This window comes from Streptomyces sp. NPDC020996 (genome assembly GCF_040641355.1).
Classification (GTDB): Bacteria; Actinomycetota; Actinomycetes; order Streptomycetales; family Streptomycetaceae; genus Streptomyces.
Map to the genome: position 1 here is coordinate 1 of NZ_JBFADM010000066.1, position 13,970 is coordinate 13,970.

The following is a 13,970-nucleotide window of genomic DNA, read 5'->3' on the forward strand; positions in this document are numbered from 1 at the left end:
CCCGCTCGATATCGCTGCTGCTGCCGCCATAGCCCTACATCTGGTATGTCACTTTGTTTCAGTTGTGGATAATAAGCACGACCCGCCCCGGGTGGCCGGTGATCACCGGCCACCCGGGGAGAACCACACACGGTGCACCCCGGGACCGAGACCGCCGTACCCCCGGTGTCCGCAGGCGGCGGGGAACCCGACTCCTCGCGGGACAGCCGTCCGTACGAGGCCGCCGGCCCCACCGTCTCGGCAGCCAGACCCACCCCCGGCTCCGCCCCGCACTGTCTTCTCCACGTCCGTACTGGTCAGCGTCCCATTCGACCGGAACTCGCGGGGTTTTCATGACCGCAAACGCGCCACGGGGATTCAGCACGTCCAGGCGGTGATCGCCCTCGCCCGCCGACGCGTCAGCGTCATCCGGGCTCCGATTCGTGACCGCGGTGCTGCGAAGTGACACCGTCGGTGACTGTGACAGCTCGACACCAGCCTTAGGGAGCGATCTCGCGGTGAGCGGCGGGCCGGGGTGCCTTCGCGGCGGTGCTGCGGGCCGCGGCGCGGGCTGCGGCGTCCGGGAGGGTGAAGGCGAAGACCGCGGTCGCCGCCGCGAGAGCGGCCAGGGCGAGGTAGGTGTACTGGTAGGCGGAGACCGGCGGGTCGGCGGCCGCCGACGCGGGGGTGCTCAGGACGAGGGCGGTGGTGACCGCGACGGGCGCCAGGGCTCCGCCGGTCTGGCGTACCACGGTGTTGAGCGTGGACGCCTGGGCCAGGTCGTGGCGGTCGATGTTGGCGAGCGAGGCCACCGTCGTCGGCATGAAGACTCCGCCCATGGCGATGCCGAGCAGGAACATGTAGACGCGGAACGTCCACAGGCCGGTGTCCTGGTCGCAGGTCGCGAACAGCACGAGGACCGCGGCGACGCCGGCCATGCCGCACCCGATGATGATCCGCGGGCCGACACGGGCGTAGAGGACTCCGGCGACCTGGACGGTCAGCAGGACGCCGAAGGCCTCGGGGAAGGTGCTGGTGCCGGACTCCAGGGCGGTGCGGCCCTGCGCCTGCTGGAGGAAGAGCGGGCCGAGGTACATGGCGCCGAGGATCGGGATCAGGCCGACCAGGTTGATCAGGTTGGTGTCACGGAAGAGGCGGTCGGCGAACAGGCGGAGCTTCAGCAACGGTTCGGCGGCGCGCAGTTGGTGGACGGCGGTGGCGGCCAGCAGGACCGCTCCGAGGGCGAGGGAGACGAGCACGGCGGCGGAGGACCAGCCGCGGTTGGGGCCTTCGGATATCCCGAACATCGCGGCGCCGAGGCCGGCGGCGCTCAGCAGCAGGCCTGTCAGGTCGAAGCGGCCGGGGAGCCTGCCGCGGTGCCCGGTCAGGAAGAGCAGACCGAACAGGACGACTGGGAGGCCCACCGGGACGTTGACGTAGAAGACCCAGCGCCAGGACAGGTGGTCCACGAGCAGGCCGCCGAGGACGGGGGCGGCGGCCGGGGCCATCTGCTGCGGGATGATCATGTACCGGGAGATCCGCACCTGGTCGGACGTGTTGAAGGTGGCGAAGAGCAGCGCGGCGGAGGCCGGGAAGAGCACGCCGGCGGACAGGCCCTGGAGCGCGCGGAAGGCGACGAGCTGGACGAGGTCGGCGGCCAGGCCGCACAGCAGGGAGGAGCCGAGGAAGGCGGTGAGCGCGGTGAGCAGGACGCGCTTGCCGCCGAAGCGTTCGACGAGCCAGGCGGAGGCGGGGATCGTCATGGCCAGGCACACCGTGTAGGCCACGACCACCCCGTCGAGGGCGGCCGTCGTCAGCTGGAACTGCCGGGCGATGGAGGGGAGCGCCACCGTGGTGATCGCCCCGTCGACGATCGCGATGAAGGTGACGCTGACGCACATCACGGGCACGACCAGCCGCTGGCTCAGCCGGAGGGAGCGCGGCGGTCTGCGGGAGCGGGAGGAAGGAGACTGCGACACATGCTGAGCATACTCACTATGTCGGTGCTCATAGAATCGGTTTCACGGCGGAACGCGCGACGGGGAGCGGCACATGGCAGTGCAGGGCAGCAGTGACGTCCTGATCGACGAGCTGTACGACACGACGTACCGGCTGCGCCGCTTCGTGGAGGCCCGGCTGAGGACGAGCGGGGCATCGGTGGCGCGGCTGCGCGCGATGCGGATGCTGGCGCGCAGCGAACGTCCTCTGCGGATGCGGGACCTGAGCGAGATGACGGGCGTCGCGGCGCGCACCGCGACCAGCATCGTCGACAGCCTGGAACGAGACGGTCTGGTCGAGCGCGTGCGTCACCCCGAGGACCGGCGCGCCTTCCTGCTGCGGCTGACCGACGCGGGCCGCGCGTGCCACCGTGAGGCGGAGGAGGTGGACCGGCTCGCGCTCGCGGAGGCGACGGCCGGGCTCAGCGCCGAGGACCGCGCCCGGTTCCGGGCCCTGCTGGCCGTCGTCCGCGAGGCGACGGCCGGACAGGACTGATCCCGGGGGACGGCCGCTTCGTCCCGGCCCGTCAGGATCGACCGGGCCCACGTCCGCCACCGCCCGCCGGTGATACCCGTGCACCTTCGCGGTCGGCACCCCGTACACCGGGCACGGCACCGGGACATCCCGTGTCCGGGCTGTCACCCGGACCACCTCACCATCGTCCACCATCCACCACATCCTCGATGATCAACGCCGATCGCCCGGAAAACACCACATTCGCGGGAGAGTTGACCTCGCCCGCACCTCGTGATCGCAGCCAGGCACCGCAGCGTCACCACCGGCTACGGAACAGACCCGTTGATCAGACACTCCCCCGCATCCCCCGGTTGCTGCCGTCGAGTGATTTGTCTGACCGCATGCATGTCGCTGGGCCGTGGAACACGGTCCGCGATCTGTCCATGGCTCGCGCGATGCATACCGGTGCGTCGTTTCCGGCGGCGTCGGAGGAGCGGGTCATGGGCTCGACCGTGGCAGGCAGCGACGGACGTGCAGGAAGCCGCCGGCCGCGCGGCGAAGCTGCTGGCGGGCGCGGGCCTGACCGAGTGTCCAGTGAACCTACGCGGCCGGTCCGCACGAAGCATGTCCTGTTCGACGTCGACGGCACGTTGATCGACGCGGTGAGCAACCAGCGCAAGGTCTGGGGAACCTGGGTGGAGCGGTACGGGCTGGATGCGGAGGAGGTCCACCAGGTGCTCTGCGGACGCGGCCGATGGAGACGTTCGCCCAGGTCGCTGCGGACCGAGACCCGCGTGAGGGCCTGGCCACGCTGCATGCGCTGAAGGACGAAGACGTCCGATCCGGCGTCTGCACGGCCTCGACGGCGCGTCGGAGCTGATGCACGGCCTGCCATTGAAGTCGTGGGCGCTGGTGCCCTGGAACTACGAGCACCGGGTCCGCGGCCGTTTCCTGCGGACGGGCTTGCCGGTGCCGGGCGTGATCGTGCACACGGCCGCTGTCGAGGAGGGCAAGCCGTCTCCCGTCCCGTATCTGCCGGCCTCCGAGCAACTCCGAGCCGAGCCGGGAGACTGCCTGGTCATCGCAGCGGCCTGCGGCGCGTGACGCCGTCACCGTCGCGGGATGTTCCCGGAGTGTTCGAGACGGCCGTCCGTGAGTGCTCGGTCGGGCGCCATCGTGGCCTCTCCTCCGGCGGGGGCCCGGGCATCCCGCACCGCGCACCCCTTCGTGTGTTCAGGGCTTCTCCTCCTGTTCCCCCATCGCGCTCTTCGAGTCACGCTGGTTCGCCTGCGTGTCGGTCGGACGGCCTCGGGCTCTTCACGGTCGCCGTCGATTCATCAGGCCGCTTGGAGTCGATCACCTAGGCTGGCGCGGTGACTGATGAGCAGCAGTGGGTGCAGCCGTCGGGAGTGTGGGCCACGGCGGTGGGGGTGGCCAGGGTGCGGGCGCTGGAGACCGAGCGGGAGGACGCGCTGTTCCGCGACCCACTGGCGCAGGCCTTCGCCGCGGTCGGTGGCCTGTGGCCCTCCTCGCCGCCGCAGCCCGACGGCGAGGCCGCGCGCCGCCGCCGGCTGGCCGTGGCGTTCTCCGTCGTCATCAGAACGAAGTTCCTCGACGACCTGTTGCGGCAGGCCGTCGCGTCCGGGATCCGGCAGGTCGTTCTGCTGGGCGCCGGCATGGACAGCCGGGCCTTCCGGATGGACTGGCCCGAGGGCACCCGGCTGTTCGAGGTCGACACCGCCGCGCCACTGGACTTCAAGGCTTCGGTGCTGCGCCGGGAGCGGGCCGTCGCACTCTGCGAGCGGATCACCGTCGCGGCGGATCTGCGTGAGGACTGGCCGGCCGCGCTGGCCGCCGCAGGGCACGACCCGGCGGCGGCGACCGTGTGGATCGCCGAAGGACTGCTGATCTATCTGCCCGAGGACGCGGTGGAACTGCTGCTGGCCCGGATCGGCGCGCAGTCGGCGGCAGGCAGCCGGATGGGGCTGACGTTGGGCTCGCGCGGCGTGATCGAGCGCTTCGGCGCGGACGCCGTGCCAGGATCGGCGGCGTCGATGTGGGTGTCGGAGATGCCTGACGATCCGGTGGGCTGGCTGGCCGGGCACGGCTGGGAGGCCGACAGCCACACCCTGCGCGAGCGCGCTGCCGCTTACGGCCGCCCGATCAGCACCCCGCCGCGGCGCGAGGAGCGGCCCGGCGGACTCATCTCGGCGGTCCGTCGGCAGACCGCCTCCCGGTTCCCTGGCTGATCCATTCCAAGGGGCCGTGCCAGGCCGCTTCGCGGTGCCCTACTCGTGTCGACGGGTCCGCGCGGGTCCGGTAGACGTATGCGCCTTCCAGTCGGCGCGCCCGCCGACACCCATGACACCGACGTCGGCAGCCAGGTCTGCCTGCGACTGCGTACGCAGTTCTCGGCGGGTGATGCTGGCCACCGCGGCCGGGAACAGGGGCCTCAGAGGCTGGCACCAGCGAAGCCACGGCGGGGCGTAGACGTGGGGGGCGCGGTGGGCGATGCCGGTGGTGAGCCACTCGGCCACCTGCGCCGGGGTGTGCACCCGGCGGGCGAACCAAGGCTGGTTCCGTCGCAGGGCGCGGAGAACGGGGTGCTCGTCGATATTGCTGACCATGTCGGTGCCGGTCCAGTGCAGGTAGGCGATGCCGACGCCCACACCGTCGGGTTCGACTTCACCACGCAGCGCTCGCGCGAAGGACTCTGCGCCCGCCTTCGAGGCACAGTAGGCGCTCATCATCGGCGCGGAGCCGAAGGCAGCCGTGGAGGCGATCTGGAGGAAGTAGCCGCGTGTTTCCGTCAGTTGGGGCAGGAATGCCCTGGCGGTGTTGGCGGCTCCGACCAGGTTGACGTCGATGACGCGCTTCCACAGGTCGGCCGCGGTCCGGTTGAAGGGTCCGCCGACGGCGATGCCGGCGTTGGCCACGACGACGCTTGCCGGGCCGAGCTCTGCCTCCACCCGGTGGGCGGCACGGTCGAGCGCGGTCTGATCGGTGACGTCGGCCTCGACGCAGATGCTCCGGGTGGGCAGGGAGGCAGCCGCCCGGCACAGGCTTTCCTCTTCACGGCCGAGGAGCGCGACACGCATCCCGGCATCGGACAGGCGTCGCGCCAGGGCTTCGCCGATGCCGCGGGCCGCTCCCGTCACGGCGGCCACGCGGCCTTGGAGCGGTGTGTCCCCAGTGAGCCTGTCTGTGGCGGTGCGGGCGGTGTGGCGCATGCGGGCCTCGGCTCTCGTGACTTGCTTGTTCTGCACGATCTTCTTTCCGATATACCCGGAATACACCCGTTTGCTGCCCGACGTGCGCCGCAGGGCGGGCGACTCGATGCTGAGAGGAGTGTTGTCCTCCTCCGACACAAGGACGGGTACGGCTCATGGACAAGGCACGGCTCATCAAGACGGCCGCTGAAAACCTCGGCAGGCACGACGAGGACGGCGGGTTGTCGCCGGAGGAGATCGAGCGCGTACTCGATGCCGTCTTCGGCACCGTCGAACGCCCGGGTGCGATCGCCCAAGCCCTGCGAAGCGGTCAGACGGTGTCCGTGGGCAGCTTCGGCAGCTTCCGCAGCGACGACGGCACGCCGGTCTTCCGGCCGGGCACGGCCCTCAGCGAGTTCCTTCAGGGCCAGGTCCGCTGACCTGACGGACCCTGCCCCGCAGCGCGTCGCGGTACGACGTCCAGCGCGAGGCGACACCGGGCGGCCTGCCACTGGGGCTGCACCTCTCCCCCGCATCCGCCTCGGGTCTGCCCCCCTCTACGGCAGACCGGCCTCCGGCGCGAACTGGGCACTGCCGCTGCCACTGCCGTCAGCGGCCGTGACGGGTGACGCCTGCGCCGGGAGACGCCGTACGGCCGGGACGCACAGCAGCGCCAGGGCGGCGGGGACGGCGATGACCGTCATCCCGTACAGGGTGGGCCGGACGCCGAGTGCTTCGGACACCGGGCCGGCCAGTGCGAGGCCGAGCGGCATGAGGCCTGCCGACAGCAGGAAGTCGTAGGAGCTCACGCGGGACAGGGCTGCTTCCGGCACGTGGGTCTGCAGCGCGGTCTCCCAGGTGACGAAGAAGAGGGAGACGGCAATGCCGGTGACCGCTTCGAGGACGGCGATGAGGGCGACCGGGGCGCCGGATCCGATGACGATCGCCTGGCAGGAGGCCACGGCCAGCGCCGCGGCGGCGAGCACCATGGGACGCCTGGCCGTGAGCCGGTAGGCGCAGACGTCCCCGACGACGGAGCCGATGCCGAAGCCCGCGGTGATGACCGACCAGCTCGCGGCACCGCCCCACTCCTGATCGGCCAGGACGGGTCCCAGCACGAACACCGACGGCAGGACGACGACGTGGTAGACCGCCATGGCCGCCATGCCGGACCACACCCACGTGCGGCTGCGCACCTGTACCCAGCCGGCGCGCAGTTCCCCGAGGAATGCACCGGCGCTGTGCCCCGCCGTCTCGGCCGCCGCGCTTCGGGGTCGCAGCCGGGCCAGGAAAGCGGCGCTGACCGCGAACGTCACGGCGTCCAGGGCCAGGGCGCCGCCGGGTCCGGCCAGCACGACCAGGCCGCTGGCGAGGGCCGGGCCCAGTACCAGCCCGGCCGACTGGACGAACCCGCGCAGGGCATTGGCCTCCCGCAGCCGTTCGGGCCCGACGACCAGAGGCATCAGCCCGGTGGACGCCGGCATGAAGAAGGCGTCCGCGGTTCCGAACACGATCATCAGCAGCACGAGATGCGGTACGGCGGCGACGCCGGTCAGCAGCAGTAGGGCGGTCAGCCCTTGTACGGCGCACCGCACCACGTCGGAGACGAGCATGATGCGGTGCCGCCGGAAGCGGTCCGCCCACACGCCACCGACCAGGGCGAACAGGAGCATGGGCACCAGGCCCGCGGCCGCCACCGCTCCGACGTCGGAGGCCGACCCGCCCACCGAGAGCACGGCGAAGGGCACGGCCACGAAGGACACGCGGTCGCCCAGGACGGACAGGGACTGCCCGATGAACAGGCGGGCGAACTGCGGCTCTTCGCGCAGCACAGGAGGAATCAGGGATCTCACGAGCGGCCGATCGGGGGGGCGGAGGGACAAGATGTGCAGCGCCCGATCCTAAGGAGGACCGTGGTCACCGGTCACCTGGATTTCTGCCGGGCAGCAGCCAGACCGTGCACTGACGGGCCGGGTGGGTGAGATATCCGACATCCCCTCCCTGGTTACAAGTCGGCTCGTCCAGCGGAGCGATCGGGACGCCGGTACACAGCCGCTCGACCGGGCCGGTGGCTCGAGTGTGCCGCAGGACTCCGCAAGATCAGCAGGATGGTGTGTCCCACCGCAGGAGAACACGCCAACGCCCGCGCTCCCTCGTCGGAAATGGTTTGAGCGAGGCGGCGCCCCACTGCTGCTTTCGCGGTGGACCGTGAAGTCGTCGTAGGGAGGTGAGCCCCGTGAACACAGTTACCCGTGGGTGCTCCCTCAACGCGTCACGGTCCGGCGGCTGACGTTCGGCCGGCTGGCGGCGGGCCGGTTTCACGATCCGGCGCCGCGAGTGGGAGTACGACGTGCCGACCGACTCGCGGGCCACAGGGCTCGGAGCGGTCCTGCCGCCTTCCGGCGTGACGATCGTGCCCGCCGGTCAGACGGACGAGAATCTGCTGCGGGCGGTGGACCGCGCGGTCCGTGACGAGGTCGAGGCGACCGTCGGGTGGCAGTCGATGCCCGCGGAGGTGATTCCCCGCCCCGAAGGCGACACCATCGTCGACCCGACGAAGTACGCGGTGGCCGCGGCGCCGGACCGCTACCTGGGTCTGATCCGGGTGGTGACGGTGAAGCGGCCGCGCATCGGGCTGGTCGCGGTCCGGGCCGTCGAGCAGCGCCGCGGCATCGCGCGGGCGCTGCTGGCCCACGCGCAGGGTACGCTGCACCGCTCCGGGTTCGCCGCGGCCTGGACCGAGGTCCAGGAGTCCAACCAAGCAGCCTCGGCGTTGTTCGAGGGCATCGGCGCCCGGCCGATGAGCAGCGACCTGGAGCTGGTGCGATGACGAAGAACAGGAACGTCATCGAGGTCGAGGGCAAGGTCGTCGAGTGCCTGCGCAGCGCGATGTTCACCTTGGAGCTCGAGAACGGCCACCAAGTGCTCGCGCACATCAGCGGGAAGATCCGCAAGAACTACATCAAGATCATGCTGGAAGACCGAGTGCTGGTGGAACTGCCGCCGTACGATCTGACGCGCGGCCGGATCGTGTTCCGGTACCGGAACTAGCGGCGGTCGGCGCCTTCTACGGTGGCTGATCCCCCCGGGCCCCGGTCACGGCGTTTCCGTGACCGGGGCCCGGATGACGGCTCGCACGGCCGCGGCGGCCACCGCCAGCAGGTCTGGGCCGGGCCGAACCACAGCTGCGGGGGCAGCAGTTGCCAGGCGACGCGCGGATGTGTAGGCGGGCCTCGGTCCGCTCGTTGTTGAGGGGGCGGCTACGCGGGCGTCGTGACAGTCCAGGTGAGTAGAGCATGGCCGGCGCAGCCCTTGTAGGGGGAAAAGGTTCCCCCCTTTGCCGACGTACTGCTCAAAGCGGGCGCTTTTAGGTCCGCTGCGGCTGTCCGCAGCGCTCAGCGGTTTTCGATCAGGGCGAGCGCCTCAGCTGTCGGACGTACGTCACCGAAGGAGCGGTAGACGGTGTGGAGGGTCGCGTTGTGGTCCTGGTCGCGGGCGGCGGCGTTCGCGTCGGCGACCATGATGACCCGGTACCCAAGGGTGAAGGCGTCGCGGGCTGCGGACTCACAGCACACGTTGGTCACCGTACCGGTGACCAGCACTGTGTCGATCCCGCGCTTGTGCAGGAGTTCGGGCAGGAAGCAGCGGCCGGGAAAGAAGGCGCTGGGTGCGGACTTCTCCACCAGGACATCGCCGGCGCTGACGGTGAACTCGCGCCACAGCCTCTTCGGGAGCGGGCCGCTGCCGCCGGAGTGGCGGAACATCTCTGCGGCTTGAGGGCCATGGAACTCGTCGCCGACCGGGGTGCGTTCGGTGCGTGCGGGCAGTACCCAGGCCACCGTTCCGCCGGCCGCGCGCAGCCGGTCGGCGAGGCTTTGGATGTTCGGCACGATGCCGCGGCAGTAGGGGTTGGCGTCGACGAAGAACGGCACCATGTCGACCACCACCAGGACGGTCCGGGCTGGGTGGAGGCTGTTGTAGGCGAACCGACGGCCGCGGCGCTGCTCCTGGCGCCGGTATTCACGGTCCTCGATGTGCCAGGCATGCGTGCGGGCCTCGTTCTCGGTCACGACGGGATTCCTGTCATTCGTGGTCCGGGCGGAGTTTTCGGTTGGTGCCGGACCTGCCGATGTCCAGGTCCAGGAACGATGTCAGCGCGGTGCCGCTGTTCCAGAAGCCGAGCAGGTTGACGTCGATGAGTACCAGTCGGTGCTTGGCGGCGAAGTCACGGGCGGGTTTGGTGAAGACGCACGAGGCCACGAAGACGGGAGTGTCGGCGCCGTGTTCGGCACGGGCGGTGCCGTTGAAGGTCTGGATGTCACGGCTGCCGACCGTGCGGTGCTTGGCGTAGCGCTTGCACTGGATGACGAAGCGGCGGCCGTCGGGCAGGAGGCCGGTGACGTCGGCCCCGAGGTCGCCGGCGCCGCCGACCCGTTTCACGTCGGTGCAGCCGTCCCGGCGGCACAGATCGGCGACGTACTCCTCGAACTGCCGGTCGTCCATTGACCAGACGGCGTCCAATGACCGGCGGGCTCGGCGGCGCGCGTCCTCGGCCAGTCGGGCCTGCTCCGCCTGCGCCTCGTGCCGTCCGGCGCTCACCAACTTGGCGACGACGACCCCGACGGCTGCCACGGCTGCTACAGCAAGCAGCACTGTCCCCATGAGCGGGTCCCCCTTCCGCGTTCTGCTGACCTGTTGCTCCCCAACCGTCGGGCCGCCCATCCAGCGCCCTGACGGGTGGCTGTCCCGGCGCGTTGTCTTTGTCGGTTCCTCCCGCCAGGGCTACCCCTGAACTGGTTGAGGACATGCCGAGCGCGGCAGCCCGAGACGCGACGACCCCGACGCGCTGCTCCCCCGCTCGAACAGTTCACGACCGACCCATGACGGCTTGACCTCGGCAAGCCTGGCGCACGCCGTCGCAACGGCAGGGAGCCTGTCCGCTCCCCAGCCAGGTAGGGCACAGGCCCCACATGTCACCAGTTGCGGAACGCGGTTGGGGCCGCGCGCAGCCGTGAGCGTCCTTCGACGTGGTGGCGGTGAGGCCTCAACGGGCAGGTTGGGCCAGGGCCCGCAGCCCTCAGCCCTCAGTCCGCGGGCCGCAGTCCGCAGTCCGCAGTCCGCAGTCCGCAGTCCGCAGTCCGCAGCCAGCAGCCCTGGCAGCACCCGCCATTCCCGGTGCCCAGGTCCGGGAGCGCAGCCCGCCGCCGGGACCGCTCGGCTACCGAATCGCTCCCCTCACACCGAGCCGGCGCCGTCGCGGTGACGTTCATGCCACCCTCGGCCAGGACCTCGAGGACCTCGGTGAAGAGGTCACAGGGCTCACCGTCCGGTGTCTGGGTCTGGGACAGGTACGCGCGTGCGGTCGCGGCGTTGCGCCAGAGCCGCTTCCTGTAGCTGCAGCGCCCGCCGGGTGCCCTTAAGCAACGCGGCTCGTAGCTGTTCACTCCGGGCGAACCCCCGCAGGACGAGCGAGGGCGCCGGCTGCCTGGGCGGCAGTAGCAGGGGGGCGGATCCTGCTGTCTATCCGGGCAGGCCCACCAGAAGGGCGGCGGCGCAGAGGACGGCCGCCGTGCCGAACAGGAGCAGTGCGCGCCGGATGAGGGCGTACTTGGTGGCGGCGATCTTCGACACCTCGTAGATCTGGTCGACGACGGAGGCTCCCGGGGTCCGCAGCGTCCGTACGAGCCGGTCCTCCAGCGTCTCCTTCGGACGGGTGACGACATCGCCGAAGTAGCTCACCAGGTGCGCCGGGGCGGCCGTGGTGCGGCGGGTGCGGGGGCAGACGGCCCAGCCGAGGAGCGTCACCCCCGCCACCGCCGCGCACAGGCCCGCCCACCACAGCCAGGCGACAGTGTCGGTCATGGGCCGGGCGTACACCCGGCCCCTGAGCGCTGCGGAGAGAGCCGCCCCGAGGGCGACCCCCGCCCCGGCCAGCAGCAGGGACGCCTTGGCGTCGGCCTGCCGGACCTCGTTGCGGGCGTCGGCCAGCAGCCGGTCCGCGTAGGCGCGGAACTCCGCGCTCTCCGGTCCCGGGCCGGTCACCGCGGGTCCAGGGAGGCGAGGCCCGGGGAGCCAGGGTCCGGGGAGCCAGGGTCCGGGGAGCCAGGGTCCGGGGAGGCGGGGACCGGGGAGGCGGGGACCGGCGCGGCCGAGTCTGTGGCGGCGATGAACTGGCGCCGGATCAGCTCCAGTTCCCCGTCGCTCACCACGCGCCGCACGCTGACCGAGGAACCCCCGCCCGGCTGGCCGAGCAGGACGTCGGCGGCCCCGGGGACCGGCAGGCTGAGCACCGCCAGTGTGGCGCAGAACCGGTTGCGCGCGATGGGCGTCGCGTGGAACGTGCGCACCGGGACCTCGTGCCAGGTCCCGGCCGGGAAGCGGGCGGCGCGCAGGGTGGGGACCACGTCGAGGTCCTCGCCGGTCTCGTGCAGTTCGTCCCTGCCCATCACCCCCGTCGGCCGGACCTCGTAGACGCGCAGGCGCCGCGCGCCGGACGGCACCTCGCGCGGGTCGTGCGGGCCCGGGTCGACGGGCCCGTACTGCGACTCCCGGTACTCGCCCGCCAGGACGCGGGAGTACAGGCGGAAGCAGTGCTGGTGGATGGACGGGTGGCCGGGCAGGCCCCGGCGGAGCCCGTCCGGCCAGAAGTGGACCCGGACGAGGCCCAGCGCGGGCACCTGAGCGATCTCGAAGGTCGCGAAGCCGGTGGGGTGCCACAGCCCGCGGCCCAGCCGGCCCGCCCGGATCGCGGCCACCGTGCCGGCCAGCAGGTCCCCGGTCGCGGCGGCCGCCTCGTCGAGGAAGCGCAGGTGCGCGGGCTCACGGCCCGGTCCGGGTATGGACACGGGGACGGGGACCGGCACGGGTACGGGTACGGCCGCGGGGTCGCCGACCGGGGTCGGGGTCACCGCGTCTCCCCCGCCGGGGACGGCCGCTCGGTCTCCGCCGTACGCACCTGGTACACGAAGGCGTCGCCCTCGTACTCCTTGGCGGTCAGGGACGTTTCGCCGAGTGCCGTCCAGGCACCGAACGGCGACCCCGACTCCGACGGTTTCACCTGCTCAGCGAGCTGCCCGCTCACCGCGACCAGATGCGATCGCCGTGGAAGGGACGCGAACATGGGTGCACTCCTCTCCTTCGAGGCCGTCGCCAGCCCCTGTTCCAGCCGGACCGCCTCGATCACCGCGGTGCCGTCGAAGGCGGCGGCGAAACTGCGGGCGCCGGCGATCCGGCCGTAGCTGTAGTCGCCCTGGTGGAGCACCATGCGGGTGCCCACGCGCTTCTCGGGCGCGCGTATGGAGCCGTTGAGCCGCTCGATGAGGCCCACGAGGGCCTCCCAGCGGGTGACGATGTTCGTGATCAGCGCGGTGGTGTTCGTGAACGCCCGCTCGGGGAAGGCGGCCACGAACCCGTCGCCCGCGAACTGGGCCTGGGTGGTGCCGAGGTCGCCCAGCATGGTGTGCAGTTCGTGCGCGACCTGCCTGCGGAACTCGTCCTGCGCCCGGTCCGCCGTGGTGGAGAAGGTGTGCATGTGCTCGAACGCGTACCGCAGCGCGGTCCCGTATCCGGCGAGGTCCACCACGCAGAGCACCCCGCGCTCCTTGCGGTGGAACAGCTCCGGCGGTACGTCGAGGCCCTCCTCGCTGATGACGAGCCGGCGCATCTCCTCCTGGAGGACGTACTCGACGTTGCTCATCAGCGGCTTGCCGAGGAACCAGCGCTCGCTGCGGCCGTGCTCCTCGCCGGGACGCACCTCCGTCGCCGTCAGGTACCCGCGCAGCGGCAGGAAGACGTAGCCGCGCCGCTGCTCGGGGTCGGCGAGGTTGCGGGAACTGGAGGCGTCCACGCCCACCAGGCCGTGCCGGAGGATGTAGTACGCCTTCACCGTGCTCGGGGAGCGCGGGGACACCTTCAGCTCCAGGAAGGGACTGCGGCGCCGGAGCTGGGTGTCCCGCAGGCCCATCTGGTAGGCGAGGTGGTTGAGGTCCCGCTCGATGTCGATGCGGCCCGCCGCATCGGTGGCGAGCTGCAGCAGGGATCCGGCCGTCGTGGGCGGCGAGAACTCGATCGGGACCGGGTAGGCGACGAACGGCGGCGCCCAGTACCCCTCGTCGTGCGGCGGGCTGTTGCGCTGTCCGGCGAGCGGATAGCTCGGGTGGACGAGCATCAGGTGGTGGTCGTCCTGCCAGGAGACGGCGATCTCCAGCGTCGAGATGATCCACACCTGTGACGGGGGCACCGGGAGCGGCATCTTCCCCGGGCTCTCGTCGGTCAGGACCTGGTAGGTCATCTGCTCACTCTCTGTTCACCCTCACGGCCCGCCGGGGG

12 protein-coding genes and 4 pseudogenes are annotated in these 13,970 nt (G+C 71.3%); 7 read left to right on the forward strand and 9 right to left on the reverse strand.

Annotation, left to right across the window (positions count from 1 at the left end; genetic code table 11):
• Nucleotides 1–268 precede the first annotated feature (268 nt).
• Nucleotides 269–483: pseudogene (locus AB0G63_RS32405) on the forward strand (IS110 family transposase); the annotation flags it as partial.
• Here AB0G63_RS32405 and AB0G63_RS32410 read toward each other — a convergent pair.
• Nucleotides 480–1,880, reverse strand: a complete 1,401-nt coding sequence (locus AB0G63_RS32410) for a DHA2 family efflux MFS transporter permease subunit (protein ID WP_360757729.1) — start codon at nt 1,878–1,880, stop codon at nt 480–482. The pseudogene AB0G63_RS32405 and the gene AB0G63_RS32410 sit on opposite strands and share 4 nt — an antisense overlap.
• Nucleotides 1,881–2,031: 151 nt before the next feature.
• Between AB0G63_RS32410 and AB0G63_RS32415 the strand changes: the two genes are divergently transcribed.
• A complete protein-coding gene (locus AB0G63_RS32415) occupies nt 2,032–2,472 on the forward strand; it encodes a MarR family transcriptional regulator (protein WP_360757645.1) in 441 nt (146 codons plus the stop codon).
• Nucleotides 2,473–2,508: 36 nt separating this feature from the next.
• Here AB0G63_RS32415 and AB0G63_RS32420 read toward each other — a convergent pair.
• A pseudogene (locus AB0G63_RS32420) lies at nt 2,509–2,689 on the reverse strand (ISL3 family transposase); the annotation flags it as partial.
• Between the two features lie 331 nt (nt 2,690–3,020).
• Here AB0G63_RS32420 and AB0G63_RS32425 point away from each other — a divergent pair.
• Both AB0G63_RS32425 and AB0G63_RS32430 read left to right on the forward strand, forming a co-directional pair.
• Nucleotides 3,021–3,516: pseudogene (locus tag AB0G63_RS32425) on the forward strand (HAD hydrolase-like protein); the annotation flags it as partial.
• Nucleotides 3,517–3,842: 326 nt separating this feature from the next.
• Nucleotides 3,843–4,682 carry an SAM-dependent methyltransferase gene (locus AB0G63_RS32430; protein ID WP_360757732.1) on the forward strand — a complete coding sequence of 280 codons (840 nt, stop codon included), beginning with the start codon at nt 3,843–3,845 and terminating at the stop codon, nt 4,680–4,682.
• A 39-nt stretch (nt 4,683–4,721) separates the two neighbouring features.
• Here the strand turns inward: AB0G63_RS32430 and AB0G63_RS32435 are convergent, their stop codons facing one another.
• Nucleotides 4,722–5,663 carry an SDR family oxidoreductase gene (locus AB0G63_RS32435; protein ID WP_360757734.1) on the reverse strand — a complete coding sequence of 314 codons (942 nt, stop codon included), beginning with the start codon at nt 5,661–5,663 and terminating at the stop codon, nt 4,722–4,724.
• A gap of 155 nt (nt 5,664–5,818) precedes the next feature.
• Here AB0G63_RS32435 and AB0G63_RS32440 point away from each other — a divergent pair, with 155 nt between their 5' ends.
• Nucleotides 5,819–6,082: a hypothetical protein gene (locus AB0G63_RS32440; protein WP_360757648.1), complete on the forward strand. Its 264-nt coding sequence runs from the start codon at nt 5,819–5,821 to the stop codon at nt 6,080–6,082.
• A gap of 117 nt (nt 6,083–6,199) precedes the next feature.
• Here the strand turns inward: AB0G63_RS32440 and AB0G63_RS32445 are convergent, their stop codons facing one another.
• Entirely contained in the window at nt 6,200–7,474 is a 1,275-nt protein-coding gene (locus tag AB0G63_RS32445) for an MFS transporter (protein ID WP_360757651.1), read from the reverse strand.
• 461 nt (nt 7,475–7,935) lie between these two features.
• Here AB0G63_RS32445 and AB0G63_RS32450 point away from each other — a divergent pair.
• Nucleotides 7,936–8,472, forward strand: a pseudogene (locus tag AB0G63_RS32450) (GNAT family N-acetyltransferase); the annotation flags it as partial.
• Nucleotides 8,469–8,693, forward strand: coding sequence for a translation initiation factor IF-1 (infA, locus tag AB0G63_RS32455; RefSeq protein WP_360757654.1), 225 nt, complete (start codon nt 8,469–8,471; stop codon nt 8,691–8,693). The pseudogene AB0G63_RS32450 and the gene infA, both read left to right, overlap by 4 nt.
• Before the next feature lie 344 nt (nt 8,694–9,037).
• Here the strand turns inward: infA and AB0G63_RS32460 are convergent, their stop codons facing one another.
• The 5 genes from AB0G63_RS32460 to AB0G63_RS32480 all read right to left on the reverse strand — a co-directional run bounded on the left by AB0G63_RS32460 (nt 9,038) and on the right by AB0G63_RS32480 (nt 13,932).
• The gene (locus AB0G63_RS32460) at nt 9,038–9,712 is read right to left on the reverse strand and encodes an isochorismatase family cysteine hydrolase (RefSeq protein WP_360757656.1); all 675 of its coding nucleotides are present in this window, start codon (nt 9,710–9,712) and stop codon (nt 9,038–9,040) included.
• 13 nt (nt 9,713–9,725) lie between these two features.
• Nucleotides 9,726–10,304, reverse strand: a complete 579-nt coding sequence (locus AB0G63_RS32465; protein ID WP_360757659.1) for a restriction endonuclease — start codon at nt 10,302–10,304, stop codon at nt 9,726–9,728.
• An 858-nt stretch (nt 10,305–11,162) separates the two neighbouring features.
• On the reverse strand, nt 11,163–11,684 hold the full coding sequence (locus AB0G63_RS32470; RefSeq protein WP_360757662.1) for a Pycsar system effector family protein: 522 nt from the start codon (nt 11,682–11,684) through the stop codon (nt 11,163–11,165).
• Entirely contained in the window at nt 11,681–12,550 is an 870-nt protein-coding gene (locus tag AB0G63_RS32475) for a hypothetical protein (protein WP_360757665.1), read from the reverse strand. The genes AB0G63_RS32470 and AB0G63_RS32475 overlap by 4 nt, the downstream gene beginning before the upstream one ends.
• A complete protein-coding gene (locus AB0G63_RS32480) occupies nt 12,547–13,932 on the reverse strand; it encodes a hypothetical protein (protein ID WP_360757667.1) in 1,386 nt (461 codons plus the stop codon). Before AB0G63_RS32480 ends, AB0G63_RS32475 begins: the two co-directional genes overlap by 4 nt.
• Nucleotides 13,933–13,970 lie beyond the last annotated feature (38 nt).